Here is a 17145-nt window from a genome sequence, read left to right as displayed (position 1 = left end):
CAACCCTTTACCCGCTTTTAAAGCGTTTATAACTTATTGATATTTAATTAGTTATATATATAATATAAAGAGGCGGATGCCACATTTAAAACAACTGAGAGACTGAGACTGAGATTTTTGACCAGCCAACGACAAGTAATATTTTAATTTAATTCTCTAGAAAGCAATGAGTTACAATATTTTCAGCAGCACCGCTCCGGCGATGCCCAAACCCAGCAAAGGCACGGAATTCGTGAAATTAGCCATCTCGCAGGCATCAAAAGACATGCGAGAAGTGCTCATTCCGATGGCAATTCCGGCTTTGGCAGCCCATCTCACGGGCGTAAGATTCATGTATTCCGACAACAAATTCTATGAAATGTGCGGTCAGATGGGACATTTGATAGGCCCTTCGGGTATCGGAAAGGCGCAACTGGGTCATCTTGTAGAGGCCATCATGCGCACTTTTCGCAAGCATGATGAGACTGAGTTCAAGAAACTGGTGGATTGGCAGCGACAGATGAAAACCAAGGGCGCCAACAAGGAAAAGCCCGAGCGTCCTGACGTGAGTTTCTGGTTTCCACCTGCCGACGTAACCAACCCCGCCTTCATTCAGAATGCCATGGCATGCGAGAAACTGGGCGAGAGAACCCAATACATCAACCTGCCCGAGGTGGAGATGGCGGATAGAATCTGCGGTGGCCATAAGCAGGTGAGCCAGATGGTGAGAAACATCTACGACTGCCAGAGAGCAGGTGCCTTGCGCGCCACGGCTGATGGCGTAACGGGTAATCCCGTGCTCCGTGTGAATCTTACCTTCACTTCTACCCCAGAAGCAGCCCGCCTGTTCTACAAGAAAGACATCACCAATGGTTTCTTCGGGCGCATCCCCTTTGCCTACAAGGCTCGTGGCGAGCGTAGCGGCAGGATTCCACGACAGGGTTCGTATGACGAGGAATTCCTGAAGAATCTAGACAGCTATCTGCTGCGCCTGGACAACTGCAAGGGTACCTTTGTGGTGAAACAGCTCAACAAGGTGGCCGACCAGCTGGCAGAAGAAATGGCCAGGCTTGCCGACCTTGCCGATGATGATACTCTTTGGGAACTATCCCACCGCAGCATCTTTTCGGCATGGAAGAAGGGGGCTGTGCTCTGGATTCTGAACGACCAGACGTGGACGCGCTCCATCGGCGAGTTCGTAGTATGGTTTTGCTATTACGACCTGTGGTCGAAGGTGAAGGTGTTTGGCGACATGTTCAAGGGATATGATGCCCACGAAGAAGAGGTGCAGAGAAGTGGTCCTAAGAACATGCTCGACAGTCTTGAACATTCTTTCAACGAGCAGCAGCTGGAAGCACTTCGCCTGAGCCTTGGAAAGAGCAAGGAAGGCACCAAGCATCAAATCGACGTATGGAAGAACCGCAAGTTCATCACCTACAGCAGCCAGACAGGGCTTTACACGAAGACGCAGGAGTATCTTACGGGGTCGCCGGCAGCAAAGGTTAAGAGTAAGGAAAAATGAGATTAAATTGGAGAAATATAAGATTTTGAAAATGAAATTTTATGGAGAAATATGAGATTCAGAAGCTGCGCGACCTGCCTATTGAGGGGGTCGCCGAGCAGCTGGGAATGGTGGTGAAGCGGCACAAGGCGCTCTGCCCCTTTCATGACGACCACCACGCCAGCCTCTCGTTCAACACAAGAAGGAACAGCTGCCGCTGCTATGTTTGCATGGGGGATTCCGTAGGCACCATCGACCTGGTGATGAAATACCTGGGGAAGGATTTCCTCTCGGCCTGCCGATGGCTGGCGGAGGTGAATGGGGTTTATCTGGAAGATTCGCATCCGAAGGTGGTTTCTTCCTCTTCACCCATCTCCCTATCCTCTTCCTCTTCGGAAACATCTTCGGAAACTTCTTCGGAAGATTCTTCCGAAACTTCTTCGAAGGCATCACTATCCTCCTCCTTCGATGCCGGGAAGTATGCGAGATTCTTTGAGCATCCCTGGCTCAACGGGGCGGCCAGAAGATTCCTTTTCGATGAAAGAAGGATTGATGAGAGAGTGGCGAGATGGTGCAGATTGACTTCGTGGACGGATAGAAAGGGGGTGAACTGGCTGCAGATTCCCTACTTCGACATGGAGGGGAACCTGATCGGGATTCAAAACAGAAATCTGGATTACAAGAAGATGCCCACGGAGGCGAAGGGGCTTGCTGCTGACAAATCGCCCACAGATTTCACAGATGACACAGATGATACAGGTTTCACAGATGACACAGGCTTCACAGATGACACAGATGCTCCTTCACACGGGGTGGAAGGTTCACATCAGACGGAGCCGACAGCTCCCCGCTTCCGCTTCCCTTATGGTGCCCGATGCAGCATCTATAATCTTCCTGTGGTGAAGATGCTGAAGCCGGGCGAGAGGCTTTTCATTACGGAGGGAAGCAGCGACTGCTGGGCGATGCTCTCTGCCGGGCACAAGGCGATAGCCATCCCTTCTGCTACGCTGCTGAAGCCGGAAGATAAGAAATGGCTGGCGGAAATAGGAGAAAAGCTCCACACGGAGTGGCACATGTTTCCCGACAGGGATGCGCCAGGCGAAAGCCTCTTCATGCAGCTCAAGGAGATTCTGCCCCAGCTGGTGCACCACCAGTTGCCACCAGAGTGCAAGGACTTCAGCGAATATTATCTGAAAGAGAAAAAATAGAGTTTAGTAATTCCTTAAGCAAATAGAAGGATTATGATAAATTGAAGGATTATGATGATAGAAGATTTCAAGATTCGTACGTACACCAAGAAGGAACTTGCCTTGATGTACTTTCCCGAGAGTTACCCTCGCACAGCTGTCAACCATCTGATGGTCTGGATTCGCCGCTGCACCCCACTATGGGAGGAGCTGCAGATGATGGGATACTGCAAGACGAGCAAATCGTTTTCGCCCAAGCAGGTGAAGGCTATCGTGGAGTATCTGGGGGAACCGGGATAGAGCTGAGAGTTTAGAGTTAATAGTTTAGAGTTGATAGTTTAAAGTTATTAGCTTAAAATGTGCCGCCATCGCACGGCATCAGCCACCATCGCACAACTGATGGTGGCTGTTTTTGTATCTTTGCATCGTGATTCAGAAAGCGCTGGAAAATCACTTTCCTAGTTGGAGAAAAATATTTCTCCAGTTGGAAAAATGGAAAATGGCTTCTGGGGGAAAGACCGGATTGCTAGTATTAACAATTTAAAATCGTATTGCTTATGAAACAGAACATGAAAGTGAACATGAAGGCATTCATCAAGTATCTCATCGTGGCCGTATGCTCTGCCATCGTCACCTTCCTCACCAGTTCGTGCACGGCGGGGCTCGTGATTGGGAAGAACCAGCGGCAGCAGCAGGAGAACAACATCTCGACAAGGGCCGACTCGAGCCACTTCGTGCCTACTATCACCATTAGATAGTTTAGAGTTAAAAGTTTATAGTTTATAGCTCACAAAGTATTAACAATTTAAAATTCAAGATATTATGGCAATTAATCTGAAGGCAAAGGAAACCCTCATCCAGGTGGGTGAGTTGAAAGGTAAGTATCGTTTCGTGCTCGGCACCGAACTTTACAGTAAGCTCTCTGAGAGCAAGGTGATTAAGGAGGCGGCGCTCCGTAGTGGTGTGAGCCGCGGCGTGATGCAGGCGTGCTGGGACGCGGCTGGCGAGGTGATCAAGGCGTGGGCCACCGAAGGCCACTCCGTAGCTATTCCTGGTTTGGGAACCATGAGATTCGGCGTGAGAGCCAAGAGCGTGGAAACCGTGACGGAGGTGGCTAGCGGGCTCATTACCGCCCGACGCGTAATCTTCACTCCTAACGTGGATATCAAGGACGAACTGCAGCGCACCGCTATCCAAATCACCTGCTACGACAAAGACGGAAATGTAATCAAGAAGGTTACTTCCGGCGACAAGGGCGACGTGGAGGAGCCTGATAATTCTCCAAGCGGCGGTAACAATCCAGGCGGCGGAAATGCCCAGGGCGGCGGTGACAATCCAGGCGGCGGAACCGGAAACCCGGGAAGCGGCAATACCGACCAGGGCAAGACTGACACCGGCGGAAGCGACGGCGATTCTGCAGACGTAACCATCTAGCATAAAAAATAGAGATGCCACATGGCAAGCATTCATCATGCACCATGTAGCATCTCTTTTTTTATTCTGTCCCTAATATTCAAACAGCAGCGGCAGGACAAACGTCATGACCACGCCGATGATGATCTGCAGCGGCAATCCCACCTTTACGTAATCCATAAACGTGTAGCCGCCGGCCTTCATCACCAGCGCATTAGGCGGGGTGGAGAACGGCGAGGCGAAGCACATGCTGGCTCCCAGGGTCACGGCAAAGAGGAAGGAGTATGGACTCACGCCCACCTGCTGCGCTGCCACCAGGGCTATCGGTGCCATCAATACGGCGGTGGCGGTGTTGCTGATAAACATCGTCATCAGCGAGGTGGTGAAGTAGATGCCGGCAAGCAGAGCCGTAGGACCCATCGCCCCGAGACTGTCTACCAGCCCCTGAGATACCAAGGCCGATGCTCCCGTCTTCTCCAGTGCCGTAGACATCGGCATCATGGCGGCTATCAGCACGATGCTCTCCCAGTTGATGGTCTTGTAGGCCGCCTCCACGTTGCGGAAACAGCCGGCAAACACGGTGAGCAGTCCGGCGATGATGACCGCCGTTACGGGAGCCACGGGGATGAAATCGAACACCATCATGGCTATCATCAGGAGCATGATGGCTGCTGCCACGGGTGCCTTGTAATCCAGCAAAACCTTGTCGGCAGTCTTCTCAGGCTGATCCAAGACCACCCAGTTGGTGGTGTCGGCGGTGAGATGCGCCAGGTTGGTCCATTCGCCCTGCACCAGCAGCATGTCGCCCACGTGCAGTTTGGCGGCTATCAGATTATCCGTGATGTATTCGCTGCCGCCTCTGCCACCCTCAGAAGAAGAAGAGGATGATGAGCCTCGCTTCACGCCCAGCACGTTGATGCCGAATCGCTTGCGCAGGTTGGCCTCGCCTATGCGCAGACCGGCGAAATTGGAGGTTGGCATCACCACTATCTCGGTCAATCCCAGGTCGTAGAAATCTATCTTCACGTCCTTCATCTTCCGGAGTCCGTAGTCCCGGGCAAAGTGCTGCATCTTCTGCTCGTCACCTATTATATATAAGGTGTCGTGCACCTGGATGGTGCTGCTGCTCTTGGCCATGTTCTGGTTCACGTCTTTCACCAGCCCGAGTCGCGATTTCTTTTCGTTTCTTATCTCGATGATGCTCACGCCGTATTTCTTCTGTATGCTGAGTTCCTTCAGGGTCTTTCCCACGATGTCAAGCTGGTTGCCGTTTTCATCGCGGGCGGCAGAGGTGCGGCTGCTGGGCACGATGTAGCGATGCAGATTGTCGAGCAGCCGGTATTCATCCACCAGGTCGTCGAGCGACTTGGCGTTTTTCTTCTTCTTGCTTCCCTGGCTTTTGCTGAGGAAGATTTTGCTCAGGGGCATGAGCACGATGATGCCGATGGCGATGACGATAATGCCCACGGGGAAGAAGCTGAAGAAGGCGAGCGGCTGATAGCCGGCTTCGGTGAGCACCTCGTCGATGACCAGGTTGGGCGGCGTACCGATGAGAGTGAGCATTCCGCCCAGGCTTCCGGCGAAGGCGAGGGGCATGAGGAATCGTGACGACTGCATGCCCGACCCGGCTGCGATGCTCATGATGATGGGCATCATGAGGGCCACGGTTCCGGTGTTGCTGACGAAGGCTCCGATGAAGGATGTAACGAGCATCACGAGGAGGAAGGTGATGGTTTCGTTGCCTCGCGAGAGTGCCATGAGCTTATTGCCCGTGAGCTTGGCGAGGCCCGTCTGCATGATGGCTCCTCCCACCACGAAGAGTCCTATCATCATGATGACGATGGGCGATGAGAAGCCAGCCAGGGCTTCGGCGGGGGTAAGGATTCCGAGCACCAGCAGGGCTGCCAGGGCTGTGAGTGCCACGATGTCGGCCCTCACCCTGCCCCATATAAACATGGCAACCGTGATAACTAATATGATAAGGGTTATTGTCATGCTATATTTTTTTAAGATTTATATATTACTATTTTTTATTTTTCCGAGAGATTTTCCGAGAGATTACGAGCCGGAGCTTTTATTTTTCCGAGCTTCTGGCTTTTCCCCTGAAGCTGTTGCCAGCCAGGGCTGATTCGCAGTTCTGGCAGAGTTTTTCAGAAGCCGTGTGATGCTTGAATCCTTCTATCAGCGCCTGCGCCCGGGGCGAAGCGAGAATTTCTTCGAGAGATTGATGCAGAAGATTGCCCAGCACCACATCGCCATCGTGGTCGAGGCAGCAGGGCACGAGGCTTCCATCGGATAGGACGCCTATCTGCTTAATCAGGGCCTTGCAGAAAAGCTGTTTCTTTTCTTTTTTAGGAGATTCCTCACCTGATTCATTCTCCGATTCATTCTCCGATTTCTCCTTCAGATTCTTTTCCGATTCCTCCCCAGCCGTAGGCCATTCGAATTTCCGGTCGAATTCCAGATAGAGATGGTCTGTGAGTCGGAATCCGTCGGGGCGTTCCTTCCAGGGTTTCGGAACGTATTGCTCTATGAGCTTCATCACCTCCTCGTTTTCCAGGTCTCTTCCGCCCTGGTTCCAGAGTCGGAGCACCATGCAGGTGCCCTTTTCGGCTGCCTGCATGGAGAAATTCATCACCTCCTGCATGTAGCTTGCCAGTTCGCCCCGGGCATTACTTTCGTGCGAATGCAGCGAGAGCTGGATTTTATGGGGCAGGGCTTCGAGCAGCGGCAGGCATCGATGGAGCAGGGTTCCATTGGATGTGAGCACCGTCTTGAACCCCTTTTCGTTAGCCATCCTCACGAACTGCGGCAGCAGCGGATGGAGCAGCGGCTCGCCCATCAGATGGAAATAGAGGAAGCACACCTTGCCCCTCACCTTATCCGTGATGAGATTGAACTCCTCTGCACTCAACTGCCTCTTCTTGCGATGATGCTTGGGGCAGAAATCGCAATTCAGATTGCAGGTATTGGTTATTTCGATGTAACAGCGGTCTATCATAATTACTATTTTATTATTTTTCTGTATTCTTATTTTATTCTATTTTCTGTTTTCTATTTTATCATTAACTCTAAAACTTCTTACCTGCAAAGATACGGCAAAAAATAGAAAAACGAGAAAATATTCAAGAAAAAAAACATCTTCCTACATTTTGTCACAAAATCAATCCCCTTTTCCTTCAAATTATTGCCATTTTTACCATTCTCATGCTAATAATCTCGAATCCAATGCTAATATTTCTAAATTTCATGAAGAATTTCATCAAAAACTACACTTTATCCATCAGTTTTCATTATCTTTGCAATCAGAAAAGCGACATTCGGCTATCGGGGAAGGCACTCTTCCACCTTATCCGATGGAACAATTCAATCAATCAATCAATTCAAAAAAAGTTTAGAAGACTTAAATAACTGTTTAATAACTGTTAGTAATGGAACAAAACAATGTAAAGCCAGCTGAAGGTAAGCTGGGTATCATGGTCGTAGGTTGTGGAGCCGTAGCTACCACATTCATGACAGGTGTTTTCATGGCTCGCAAGGGACTTGCAAAGCCAGTAGGTTCAATGACTCAATACGATAAGATTCGCGTGGGCAAGGGTGCAGACAAGAAGTATCTGCACTACAAGGACATCGTGCCTATCGCCGACCTCAACGATATTGTTTTCGGCACTTGGGATGTTTATCCGCAGAATGCTTACCAGGCTGCCATGTATGCCGAGGTTCTGAAGGAGAAGGACATCAACCCTGTGCGCGAAGAACTGGAGAAGGTGGTGCCTATGAAGGCTGCCTTCGACAAGAACTACGCCAAGCGCCTGGAAGGCGACAACGTGAAGGACTGCAAGACCCGCTGGGAGATGGTAGAGGCGCTGCGCCAGGACATCCGCGACTTCAAGGAGAAGAACGGCTGCGCACGCATCGTTGTAATCTGGGCTGCTTCTACAGAAATCTACGTACCGGTGGACATGGAAATCCACGGCACACTGGCTGCTCTCGAGGCTGCGATGAAGGCCGACGACCGCCAGCACATTGCCCCATCCATGTGCTACGCCTACGCTGCCCTTACCGAGGGTGCTCCTTTCATCATGGGTGCGCCTAACACCACAGTTGATATTCCAGCCATGTGGGAACTCGCAGAGAAGACCAAGATGCCTATCGCAGGCAAGGACTTCAAGACGGGTCAGACTCTGGTGAAGAGCGGTTTCGCTCCTATCATCGGCACCCGCTGCCTGGGCTTGAACGGATGGTTCTCAACCAACATTCTGGGCAACCGCGACGGTCTCGTTCTCGATGAGCCAGCCAACTTCCACACCAAGGAGGTGAGCAAGCTCTCTACGCTGGAGACTATTCTGAAGCCAGAAGACCAGCCAGACCTCTATGGCCACGGCAACGATGAGGACACCCAGTATTACCACAAGGTTCGCATCAACTACTATCCACCACGCAACGATAACAAGGAGGGTTGGGACAACATCGACATCTTCGGATGGATGGGTTATCCTATGCAGATCAAGATCAACTTCCTCTGCCGCGACTCAATCCTTGCAGCTCCATTGCTGCTCGACCTCACTCTGCTGAGCGACCTTGCAGCCCGTGCTGGCCGTTACGGCACCCAGCGCTTCCTGAGCTTCTTCCTCAAGGCGCCAATGCACGACTATACCAAGGGCGAGGAGGCTGTGAACAACCTCTACCAGCAGTACACGATGCTGAAGAACGCCATCCGCGAGATGGGCGGTTACGAGGCTGATGAGGAAATCGACTAATTTTTTTATTAGTAATACTCCCCCTTTTTCCCGATAGAGACAGATTCCTGTTCTTTATCGGGATTTTTTTTGCCCTTTCTTTTTTTAAAAGGAAATAAAAAAGAATGGAAAAATCTTGCATAATAAAGATTATTATACTAACTTTGCAAACAAAACAATAAATATTAGATTTTTAAATGATGACAAAGAAAGGTAAACATACGGTATTATTCATTTGCCTGGGCAACATCTGCCGTTCGCCTGCAGGCGAGGGCATCATGAAGAGCCTGGTAGAGAAGGCTGGACTGCAGGATGAGTTTGAAATTGATTCTGCGGGAATAGGCAACTGGCACGTGGGTCAGCTGCCTGATAGCCGCATGAGAAAATGCGGAGCTGAGCATGGCTACAACTTCAACAGTCACGCCCGCCAATTTCAGAAATCAGACTTCAAGAAATATGAAACCATCGTGGTGATGGACAACGAAAACTATCGCGCCATCACCTCTATGGCTTCCAGCCAGGCGGATAAGGATAAGGTGGTTCGCATGGCCGATTTCCTGACGACTCATCGTGAATACACCAGCGTTCCCGACCCGTATTACGGCGACTACAGCGACTTTGAACTCGTCATCACGCTGCTGGAAGATGCCTGCCAGGAGTTGCTGAATAGCATTATGAATCAATAGGAAATACAGAATGAGGGTGTGTCATAAACCACATCCCATACGCCCTGAAAGGGCAGAAGCTCCTAGCCCAGGGCAGCGCCCTGGGTTTTAGAATAAATACAACAAAGTCGCCCTGAAAGGGCAAAAGCCTTCTATTTCAAAGCTTTTGCCCTTTCAGGGCGACTTTGTTTTTTGTCAACATTACCCAGGGCGCTGCCCTGGGCTAAGAGCTTCTGCCCTTTCAGGGCGTTCTCGGCTGCCATTATTTAGACTTGTGACACATCCTCATTCTTTTATCAGTAAGCATTAAAAGCGGAAGCTTACATCCACACCACATTGGAATGGATTGCCACGCTGGGCAAAGTATTCACGCTTGCCCGTAGCCGCATTATCCACGGCAAAGGTGTTGTAATTGGTGTCCGTAAGGTTCTTGCCCCACAGATTCAACTGCACCTTGCCCAAATCGAAGGCCACATGCGCACCCAACACGGCATAAATATCCTGACCATAACTGTTGGCGTTATCCCAATAAATCTTGCCCTGCATGTTGACGTTGGCACCCAGAACCATACTGCGCAAGAGACTGGAATCAAACTGCAGGCGATAATCCGCCATCGCCGAGAGAGTGTGCTCCGGAACATAAGGCACCTTCTTATCCTTGTAGCTCACGGCCTTATCTCCTTCTCTATCCGTGTATTCGTCAAACTCGGCTCGGGTGTAACCATAATTCAGCATCCAGTCGAGATTGCCGTTGGCAAGCTGTCCGCGCAGGGCAGCCTCGATGCCGCAACTGTGGCTCTTTCCGGCATTCACCATCATTCTTCCGAAGCCGTAGTTGCCAGCCATCACGGAGAGCTGCTGGTTCTTCACCTTCATGTAGAAGGCACCCAGGTCGAAATGGAGCGCATGGTCGAAGAGATTGAGATGGGCACCCACCTCGTAGTTCCAGGAAACTTCGGGCTTGTACGAAATCGTCTGGTTCACCTTTTCGTAATCTTCCGGCGTATGAGGCACGTCGTAATCGCCACGCATCGCCTGCTGGCGGTGGGCATTCAGTTCGGTTTGCAGAATGTCGCTGAACATCTGGATATTGTATCCTCCGGCACGATAGCCCTTGCTCACGGTGGCGTAGAGATTACTCTGCCGGTCGTCAAGCTGGTAGGTGATTCCTATCTTCGGCAAAATCTGGTTGTAATCATCTTTCGCCTTTCCATCCAGGGCACTCTTCAGGGTAAAGGTGGCCTTCTGCCCCATCATGTTTGCCGTCATTGCCATGAAGGCAGCCGACTGATAATGGATGCTGGTGTGCATCAGGTCGTAGCGGATGCCGAGCGTAGCCACCAGTCGGGAGGTGAGGTTGAAATTGCTCTCGTGATAGAAGCCCAGGTTGGTTTGCGGCGTATGGTAAACGCCCGGAGCGCCCATGCTCACCGCCATACTGATGCCGCCCGCCTTCTCTATCGCAGCCGCAGCCGCCGCATTGGCCGCAGCCTCGGGCATTCCCTTATCCATCATCGTCTTCACCATCAAAGCATGGATGGCGGAATACATCTGCTGCTGAATGCCGTTGCCTATCGGCGTGGTCATCGCCTCATCGAAGAACACGGGACCATTGGTCTTCAGCCATTGACGGGAGAAGAAGCCGCCCACGGCCCAATTCCAGAATCCGCCCACGGCACGATTGCTCTTGAAGGAGATTTCCTGGGTGAAGGAGTTCTGAAGCTGCTCCTGCAGGATGCGCATGTAAGGAGCAGAGAGATAATCCTGATCCATGAGCATGCGGTCTTTCAGATACTGGTAGCTGGTGACGGAAGAGAAGTCGAAGCCCCTGCCCGAATAGCCCAGTTTGAAACCCGAAATGAGATTGTTTCTTCTATAGGTGCCTGGGAAGGTGGAGGCAGGAAGATCTGCCTTTCCGGTTTCCAGGTTCAGCTTGCCATAAGGAAATCCATTCTGGTCTACGTATTGGTAATTGGCAAGCACATCCATCTTCCAGCCCGAATTGAAGCGAGCCTTGAGCAGCAGTTTGCCGCCAGCCTCATCATATTGGTCGGAACGTTCGCCCGTAAAGGTGTTTTTGAAGAATCCCTTTCCTCCCTCGTAGAAGCCCGCCAGGGAAAGGGCGAGATGATTATTGAACTTATGATAATGGGCTGCCTCTACGTTGCGATAATACTTGCTGCCGTAGCTGAGCTTTACCTCAGAGCCTTGATAATCAAAGGGATTGTGGGAATACATTTTTACCAATCCGCCCTCCGTATTCTGGCCGTAGAGGGTTCCCTGAGGACCGCGGAGCACATCCACCCTACTCAACTGATAGTTGTGGAGATTGAAAGCCGACTTGCTCATCACGGGGATTCCATCGAGATAGAGTCCGATGGCAGGACTGTTGACGCGGCTTCCGATGCCTCTTACGTAAACTGAAGAAGAGAGTCGGCTGCCGTAATTCGGCATCACGAAATTGGGAACAAAAAGTGAAAGGTCTCTCAAATCAGAGGCTCCCATTTTCTTCATCAGCGAGCTGCTCATCGAAGTGCTGCTGAGTGCCTGCTGGCGGAGTCGCATCACCTCCTTGGGTTGTGAAACGACCACCACTTCGTCAATATCAAATACCTTGCTGCTATCCGACAGGGAAGTATTTTCGGCATGGGCAGCAGTTGGGGCTGCATCGGTCTTAGCAGCCGCAGTTGCAGCATCAGCCGATACGGGCAAGACGATGCCGCAACCCGCCATCGCCATCATTACGATTCGATTCATAATATCCTGTTTTTATTATCTTTTTCGTTATCTTTTTTGTTATCATTCTAAAATCGGGTGCAAAGGTAATAAGAAAAAAAGAAATGGGGAATCCCCATTAATTAGGAAATCCCCATTTTTCGAAGTTCAAGAAGAAAAAGCTTCACCTTAATCTCATTTAACTACAGTAATCTCACCTTATATTATACCGTAATCTCGCCCGAACCATAGCAGCGATGATGATGCTCATCATACACTACGCAAAACTGACCGGGAGCCACGCCGTGAATCGCCTCCTCTGAATGAATCATCCATCTGCCATCTTCGAGCTTTTCGATAGTAGCAGGATGATACTCCGGCGTATGGCGAATCTTGAACGTTACCTTCTGCATCGCCACCTCGCGGGTGAGGAAATGGAAATCCTGAAGGGGGAAATCCTGCTTGTAAGCCGACTGAGGGTCGTAACCATGACTTACATACAGAATGTTGTTCTCCACATCCTTCTTAATCACGAACCAAGGACCGCCGCCGAAGCCCAGACCCTTGCGCTGGCCGATGGTATGGAACCACAAACCCTTGTGGCCGCCGATGCGCTTGCCCGTCTCCATCTCAATCACATCGCCCGGGTTCTCGCCCAGGTATCGGCGGATGTAATCGTTATAGTTAATCTGCCCCAGGAAGCAAATTCCTTGACTATCCTTGCGCTTGGCATTAATCAAATGCTCCTCTTCGGCTATCTCACGAATTTCATTTTTAATGTGATGACCGATAGGGAAAATCGCTTTTCGTAATTGCCAGCTCTCTATCTGAGCCAGAAAATCGGTCTGGTCCTTCACGGGATCAGGACTCGTTACGAGCCATTTGTCGCCGTTTTCATCCGTCTCGGTCTGCGCATAATGACCTGTGGCGATGAGGTCGTAGTTGTGGCCCATCTTCTCATCGAAGGCACCAAACTTGATGAGCCTGTTGCACATCACATCGGGGTTGGGAGTGAATCCCGCCTTCACCTTATCCATGGTGTAGCGGGTCACCTCGTTCCAGTATTCCTGGTGACAGTCAATCACTTGCAGCTTGCAGCCATACTTGCGTGCCACGGCTGTAGCCATCTCCAGGTCTTCCTCAGAAGAACAGTCCCATTCCTCCTTCTCTTCCGGTCCAATCTTGATGTAGAAGCAGTCAGGATGCAAGCCCAGACGGGCAAATTCCCACACCACCACCGAACTATCTACGCCGCCCGAAAGCAGCACGGCAATCCTCTTGTCCTTCACCTCGGCAAGAAACTGCTCGTCTCTGGTCTCCAATTCCTTTTCTCTTGGAGTATCTGTTATCATCTTATCCATTTATTATTCGATATTTACTATTCTATTTTCAATTCTATTTTCCAATAACTAAATCTGAAGGCAAAGTTACAACAAATTCCGCAAAATAGCGCCTACTTTCTCATAAAAATCTATTATTTCCCCGAAAACTTTTCCTTTCCCCAGCAAAATCCCCATCCATCCGCTTTATTTTCTATCGAAAATGCTTATAGCAGAAATCGACTCATTCCAACGCCAATCCTTTTTTGCTTTCGATTTTATCCATACCTTTGCAATCGAAAATCAGAGACATGCGAGTATAGTAAAATACTACAACAAGCATAGAAGATGGCGAAAGTAGTTATGGTAGAAACCAATAACATATAAAAGAAGAAATAAAAATAAGAAATCAATAACATATAATATAAGAATATGGATATCTTAAAAAATCTGTTTTATGGCTTCCCTGACCTATGGGGAGGCGGAGTGGCCCACTCCGTGCTGATCTTGGCGTTGGTCATCACCCTGGGCTTGAGTTTAGGAAAGTTGAGAGTGAAGGGTGTTTCCCTGGGATTGGCTTGGATTCTCTTCATCGGCCTCATCTTCGGTCACTTCTCTCTCAATCTCGATGAGCATCTGCTCCACTTCCTCAAGGAGTTCGGATTGATTCTCTTCGTCTATTCCATCGGTCTGGAAGTAGGACCAGGTTTCTTCGCTTCGTTCAAGAACGGCGGCAAGAGCCTCAACCTGCTCAGCATCATCGTGGTAGCGTTGAGTATCGTCACCACCCTCGCCATCTTCTCGTTCTCGGGAACATCCATCACTTCTATGGCTGGTATTCTCTCGGGTGCCGTTACCAACACCCCTGGACTCGGTGCTGCCCAGCAGGCATTCAGCGACCTGCGCCACATCGATGCCCCTTCTATCGCAGCCGGCTACGCCATCGCCTACCCTATGGGTGTGCTCGGCGTTATCCTCTCCTTTATTATATTAAGGTACGCGTTACGTATTAATAAGAGCGAGGAGGAAGCTGCTGCCAAGCGCGGTATGGGACACCTGGAGGCGATGACCCTGAACACCTTCTCCGTGCAGGTGACCAACCAGATGGTATTCGGCGACACCATCAAGCAGATGAGAGAAATCTTGAAGCGCGACTTCATGGTTTCCAAGATTATCCGCAAAGATAGCGATAAGCACGATGAGGTGGTGAACGGTCAGACCCGGATTAATGAGGGCGATATTCTGCAGATTGTAGCCAACCCTACCGTAGTGGAGCCTGTCATCGCCCTGCTCGGCAAGAAGGTACAGGTGAGCGAGGAGAAGTTTGGCGAGGATTTGATTACCCGCCGCATCCGCATCACCAAGCCAGGCATCAACGGCAAGAGCATCAGCCAGTTGCAGATTCGTTCAAGCCTCGGCGCCAACATCACCCGTGTCAACCGCAACGGTGTGGATCTGATTGCCACTCCACAGCTGAAGCTGCAGTTGGGCGACCGTGTCACCGTGGTGGGTACCGAGCTTGCCATCGCCCATACCGAGAAGGTTTTGGGTAACCAGATGAAACGCCTCAACTACCCTAACCTGATTCCTATCTTCCTGGGCATCATGCTGGGTTGTATCGTGGCAAACATCCCATTCTTCATCCCAGGCATCAACGAGAACCTGCGCCTCGGTTTGACCGGCGGTCCATTGGTAGTTGCCATTCTGATAGGTTACTTCGGTCCGAAGTACAACCTCGTGACCTACAACACCATCTCGGCCAACCTGATGCTCCGCGAAATAGGCATCTGCATCTTCCTGGCTTGCGTGGGACTGGGCACCGGCGAACAGTTTATCCAGACCGTGGCATCAGAAAGCGGAATGACCTGGATTCTCTACGGCGTTGCCATCACCATGATTCCAATCATCGTGGGCGGCATCATCGGAAGATACGTGTTCCACATCAACTATTACACATTGCTCGGTGTATTGGCAGGTGCCAACACCAACCCATCTGCCCTGGCTTACGTGCGTGAGCAGACTTCGGCAGATGCACCATCTGTGGGCTATGCGAATGTTTATCCATTTGCCATGTTCCTCAGAATCGTAACTATTCAGATTATCATTTTCGTATTCGGATAAATAAAATATATGGAAGAAAAAAACATGAAGACCTGCGACTGCGCAGAAAAAGGTATTGACAACTGCAACTGCAAGGAAATAGCAGAAACAGAACTGAGAAGAAAACTCGACTTGTTGTTACGCACCGGTAGCATTCTCATGGAGAGTGCTGCCGACACATCGCGCATCATGCGAACGATGAAGCGTGCAGCAGCTTTCCTCGGACTCGACGAACGCTACATGCACCTCTACATCAACTGGAATGTGCTGATGGTGAATTATAGCGACGAGGCGCACTCCTTCTCCAAATTCCAGCGCTGCGAGAAGCACGGCATCAACCTTACCTCTATTTCGATGGTAAGTAAGCTCACCTGGACAGCCATCAAGGAAAACTATTCGCTCGAACAGTATGAGCAGGCCCTGAACGACATCAAGGCTACCCCACGCAGCTTCACCCCATGGCAGGTGGCTATAGGCGGCGGATTTGCCTGCGGCGGATTCTGCATCCAGTTTGGTTGCGACTGGCCAGCGTTCTTCTTCTGTTCCCTGGCAGCCATCCTGGGCTTCCGCCTGAGAATGTTCCTGCCTACCAAGGGCTGCAACAACTATGTGGCCATCGGAATTTCGGCATTCGTGGCAACGCTGATTGCCTGGTTGACCTCGTTCCTTTCGCTCAACCCATCCATCGCAGCTGCCCTTCCGGGCTTCATGCATTCGGATACCCCTTGGCACCCATTGATGGCGTGCGCCCTCTTCATCGTGCCGGGAGTTCCATTAATCAACTTCGTGAGCGACATGCTCGACGGCTACATCGAGGTGGGAATGGTTCGTGCCCTAAACACCCTGCTGATGCTCTTTGCCATGGCATTCGGTATTGCCTTTGCCATCCAGGTGTGCCACATCGACAATTTCGTGACGGATCTCACCATGACTCCTCACCACGAATACTGGGAGTTCGCCATTGCGGCAGCCGTATCGGCGATGGGCTTCTCTACCATCTTCAGCATTCCTAGACGCCTGTTGCCAGCTGTGGCTTTGGGCGGTATCATCGCCGTCTGCTTCCGCAACTTCGTAAACCTGGGTCCATCCAACGGCAACATCGGTCTCGACATGGGCTTGAGCATCGGTTCGCTTGCCGGATCTGCGCTTATCAGCGTCATCGTAATCAAGGCACGCCACTGGTTCCACACCCCTCACCAGTGCATCACCATTCCTAGTGTCATCCCTATGGTACCTGGAGTTCTGATGTATCGTGCCCTGTTTGCCTTCATCGACATGCACGGCGTGGTAGGCGAGGTAACCGTGGGAATGAACAACCTGATCAAGGCTTCGCTCGCCATCATCTGCATTGCCCTGGGTGTTGCCATTCCTAATGTATTCTTCCGCCGCTTCATCGCCGACAACCGCAAGCGCCGACTCCTCAACATGCTGGTGGAGAGAAAGAAGAAGAATGGCGAATTCGTGGATTTGCACGAAGTGGAAATCAAGTAAAAATCTGTGTAATTTGTGTAATCTGTGGGACATTGA

13 protein-coding genes are annotated in these 17145 nt (G+C 50.8%); 9 read left to right on the top strand and 4 right to left on the bottom strand.

Annotated features, from left to right (window positions below):
* Window positions 1-166 precede the first annotated feature (166 nt).
* The 5 genes from KUA49_RS06030 to KUA49_RS06010 all read left to right on the top strand — a co-directional run bounded on the left by KUA49_RS06030 (window position 167) and on the right by KUA49_RS06010 (window position 4101).
* Window positions 167-1501, top strand: a complete 1335-nt coding sequence (locus tag KUA49_RS06030; protein WP_218412491.1) for a hypothetical protein — start codon at window positions 167-169, stop codon at window positions 1499-1501.
* Window positions 1502-1542: 41 nt separating this feature from the next.
* Window positions 1543-2688: a CHC2 zinc finger domain-containing protein gene (locus tag KUA49_RS06025; RefSeq protein ID WP_218412492.1), complete on the top strand. Its 1146-nt coding sequence runs from the start codon at window positions 1543-1545 to the stop codon at window positions 2686-2688.
* A 51-nt stretch (window positions 2689-2739) separates the two neighbouring features.
* Window positions 2740-2967, top strand: coding sequence for a DUF4248 domain-containing protein (locus tag KUA49_RS06020; RefSeq protein ID WP_238405365.1), 228 nt, complete (start codon window positions 2740-2742; stop codon window positions 2965-2967).
* 257 nt (window positions 2968-3224) lie between these two features.
* A complete protein-coding gene (locus KUA49_RS06015) occupies window positions 3225-3425 on the top strand; it encodes a hypothetical protein (RefSeq protein WP_218412493.1) in 201 nt (66 codons plus the stop codon).
* A gap of 64 nt (window positions 3426-3489) precedes the next feature.
* Window positions 3490-4101, top strand: a complete 612-nt coding sequence (locus KUA49_RS06010) for a DNA-binding protein (RefSeq protein WP_218412494.1) — start codon at window positions 3490-3492, stop codon at window positions 4099-4101.
* 72 nt (window positions 4102-4173) lie between these two features.
* Here the strand turns inward: KUA49_RS06010 and KUA49_RS06005 are convergent, their stop codons facing one another.
* Entirely contained in the window at window positions 4174-6075 is a 1902-nt protein-coding gene (locus tag KUA49_RS06005; protein WP_218412495.1) for an SLC13 family permease, read from the bottom strand.
* A 79-nt stretch (window positions 6076-6154) separates the two neighbouring features.
* Complete coding sequence (locus KUA49_RS06000) at window positions 6155-7081, bottom strand: radical SAM/SPASM domain-containing protein (protein ID WP_218412496.1); 927 nt, start codon at window positions 7079-7081, stop codon at window positions 6155-6157.
* A 430-nt stretch (window positions 7082-7511) separates the two neighbouring features.
* On the opposite strand from KUA49_RS06000, the gene KUA49_RS05995 reads away from it, so the two are divergent.
* Window positions 7512-8840 carry an inositol-3-phosphate synthase gene (locus tag KUA49_RS05995; RefSeq protein WP_218412497.1) on the top strand — a complete coding sequence of 443 codons (1329 nt, stop codon included), beginning with the start codon at window positions 7512-7514 and terminating at the stop codon, window positions 8838-8840.
* A gap of 179 nt (window positions 8841-9019) precedes the next feature.
* Window positions 9020-9505: a low molecular weight protein-tyrosine-phosphatase gene (locus KUA49_RS05990; protein WP_412178604.1), complete on the top strand. Its 486-nt coding sequence runs from the start codon at window positions 9020-9022 to the stop codon at window positions 9503-9505.
* 285 nt (window positions 9506-9790) lie between these two features.
* Here KUA49_RS05990 and KUA49_RS05985 read toward each other — a convergent pair whose 3' ends face one another.
* Entirely contained in the window at window positions 9791-12241 is a 2451-nt protein-coding gene (locus KUA49_RS05985; protein ID WP_256624827.1) for a TonB-dependent receptor, read from the bottom strand.
* Window positions 12242-12423: 182 nt separating this feature from the next.
* The gene (gene mnmA, locus KUA49_RS05980) at window positions 12424-13551 is read right to left on the bottom strand and encodes a tRNA 2-thiouridine(34) synthase MnmA (RefSeq protein ID WP_218412529.1); all 1128 of its coding nucleotides are present in this window, start codon (window positions 13549-13551) and stop codon (window positions 12424-12426) included.
* Window positions 13552-13950: 399 nt separating this feature from the next.
* Between mnmA and KUA49_RS05975 the strand changes: the two genes are divergently transcribed.
* Window positions 13951-15639, top strand: coding sequence for a putative transporter (locus KUA49_RS05975; RefSeq protein ID WP_218412499.1), 1689 nt, complete (start codon window positions 13951-13953; stop codon window positions 15637-15639).
* A 9-nt stretch (window positions 15640-15648) separates the two neighbouring features.
* Window positions 15649-17109 carry a threonine/serine ThrE exporter family protein gene (locus KUA49_RS05970; protein ID WP_218412500.1) on the top strand — a complete coding sequence of 487 codons (1461 nt, stop codon included), beginning with the start codon at window positions 15649-15651 and terminating at the stop codon, window positions 17107-17109.
* The last annotated feature ends 36 nt before the right edge of the window (window positions 17110-17145 follow it).

The sequence above is a fragment of the Segatella copri genome (assembly GCF_019249655.2).
GTDB lineage: Bacteria > Bacteroidota > Bacteroidia > Bacteroidales > Bacteroidaceae > Prevotella.
Note: the sequence above shows the minus strand (reverse complement) of the source record. Positions and strands in the feature narration are given on the sequence as shown.

Excerpts from the sequence above, each read along its gene's own strand:
- KUA49_RS06025 (WP_218412492.1), top strand. The coding sequence starts at position 1,543 with ATGGAGAAATATGAGATTCAGAAGCTGCGCGACCTGCCTATTGAGGGG.
- KUA49_RS05990 (WP_412178604.1), top strand. The coding sequence starts at position 9,020 with ATGACAAAGAAAGGTAAACATACGGTATTATTCATTTGCCTGGGCAAC.
- KUA49_RS06005 (WP_218412495.1), bottom strand. The coding sequence starts at position 6,075 with ATGACAATAACCCTTATCATATTAGTTATCACGGTTGCCATGTTTATA.
- KUA49_RS05970 (WP_218412500.1), top strand. The coding sequence starts at position 15,649 with ATGGAAGAAAAAAACATGAAGACCTGCGACTGCGCAGAAAAAGGTATT.
- KUA49_RS06015 (WP_218412493.1), top strand. The coding sequence starts at position 3,225 with ATGAAACAGAACATGAAAGTGAACATGAAGGCATTCATCAAGTATCTC.
- KUA49_RS06020 (WP_238405365.1), top strand. The coding sequence starts at position 2,740 with ATGATGATAGAAGATTTCAAGATTCGTACGTACACCAAGAAGGAACTT.
- KUA49_RS06000 (WP_218412496.1), bottom strand. The coding sequence starts at position 7,081 with ATGATAGACCGCTGTTACATCGAAATAACCAATACCTGCAATCTGAAT.
- KUA49_RS05975 (WP_218412499.1), top strand. The coding sequence starts at position 13,951 with ATGGATATCTTAAAAAATCTGTTTTATGGCTTCCCTGACCTATGGGGA.
- KUA49_RS06030 (WP_218412491.1), top strand. The coding sequence starts at position 167 with ATGAGTTACAATATTTTCAGCAGCACCGCTCCGGCGATGCCCAAACCC.
- KUA49_RS05985 (WP_256624827.1), bottom strand. The coding sequence starts at position 12,241 with ATGAATCGAATCGTAATGATGGCGATGGCGGGTTGCGGCATCGTCTTG.
- mnmA (WP_218412529.1), bottom strand. The coding sequence starts at position 13,551 with ATGATAACAGATACTCCAAGAGAAAAGGAATTGGAGACCAGAGACGAG.
- KUA49_RS06010 (WP_218412494.1), top strand. The coding sequence starts at position 3,490 with ATGGCAATTAATCTGAAGGCAAAGGAAACCCTCATCCAGGTGGGTGAG.
- KUA49_RS05995 (WP_218412497.1), top strand. The coding sequence starts at position 7,512 with ATGGAACAAAACAATGTAAAGCCAGCTGAAGGTAAGCTGGGTATCATG.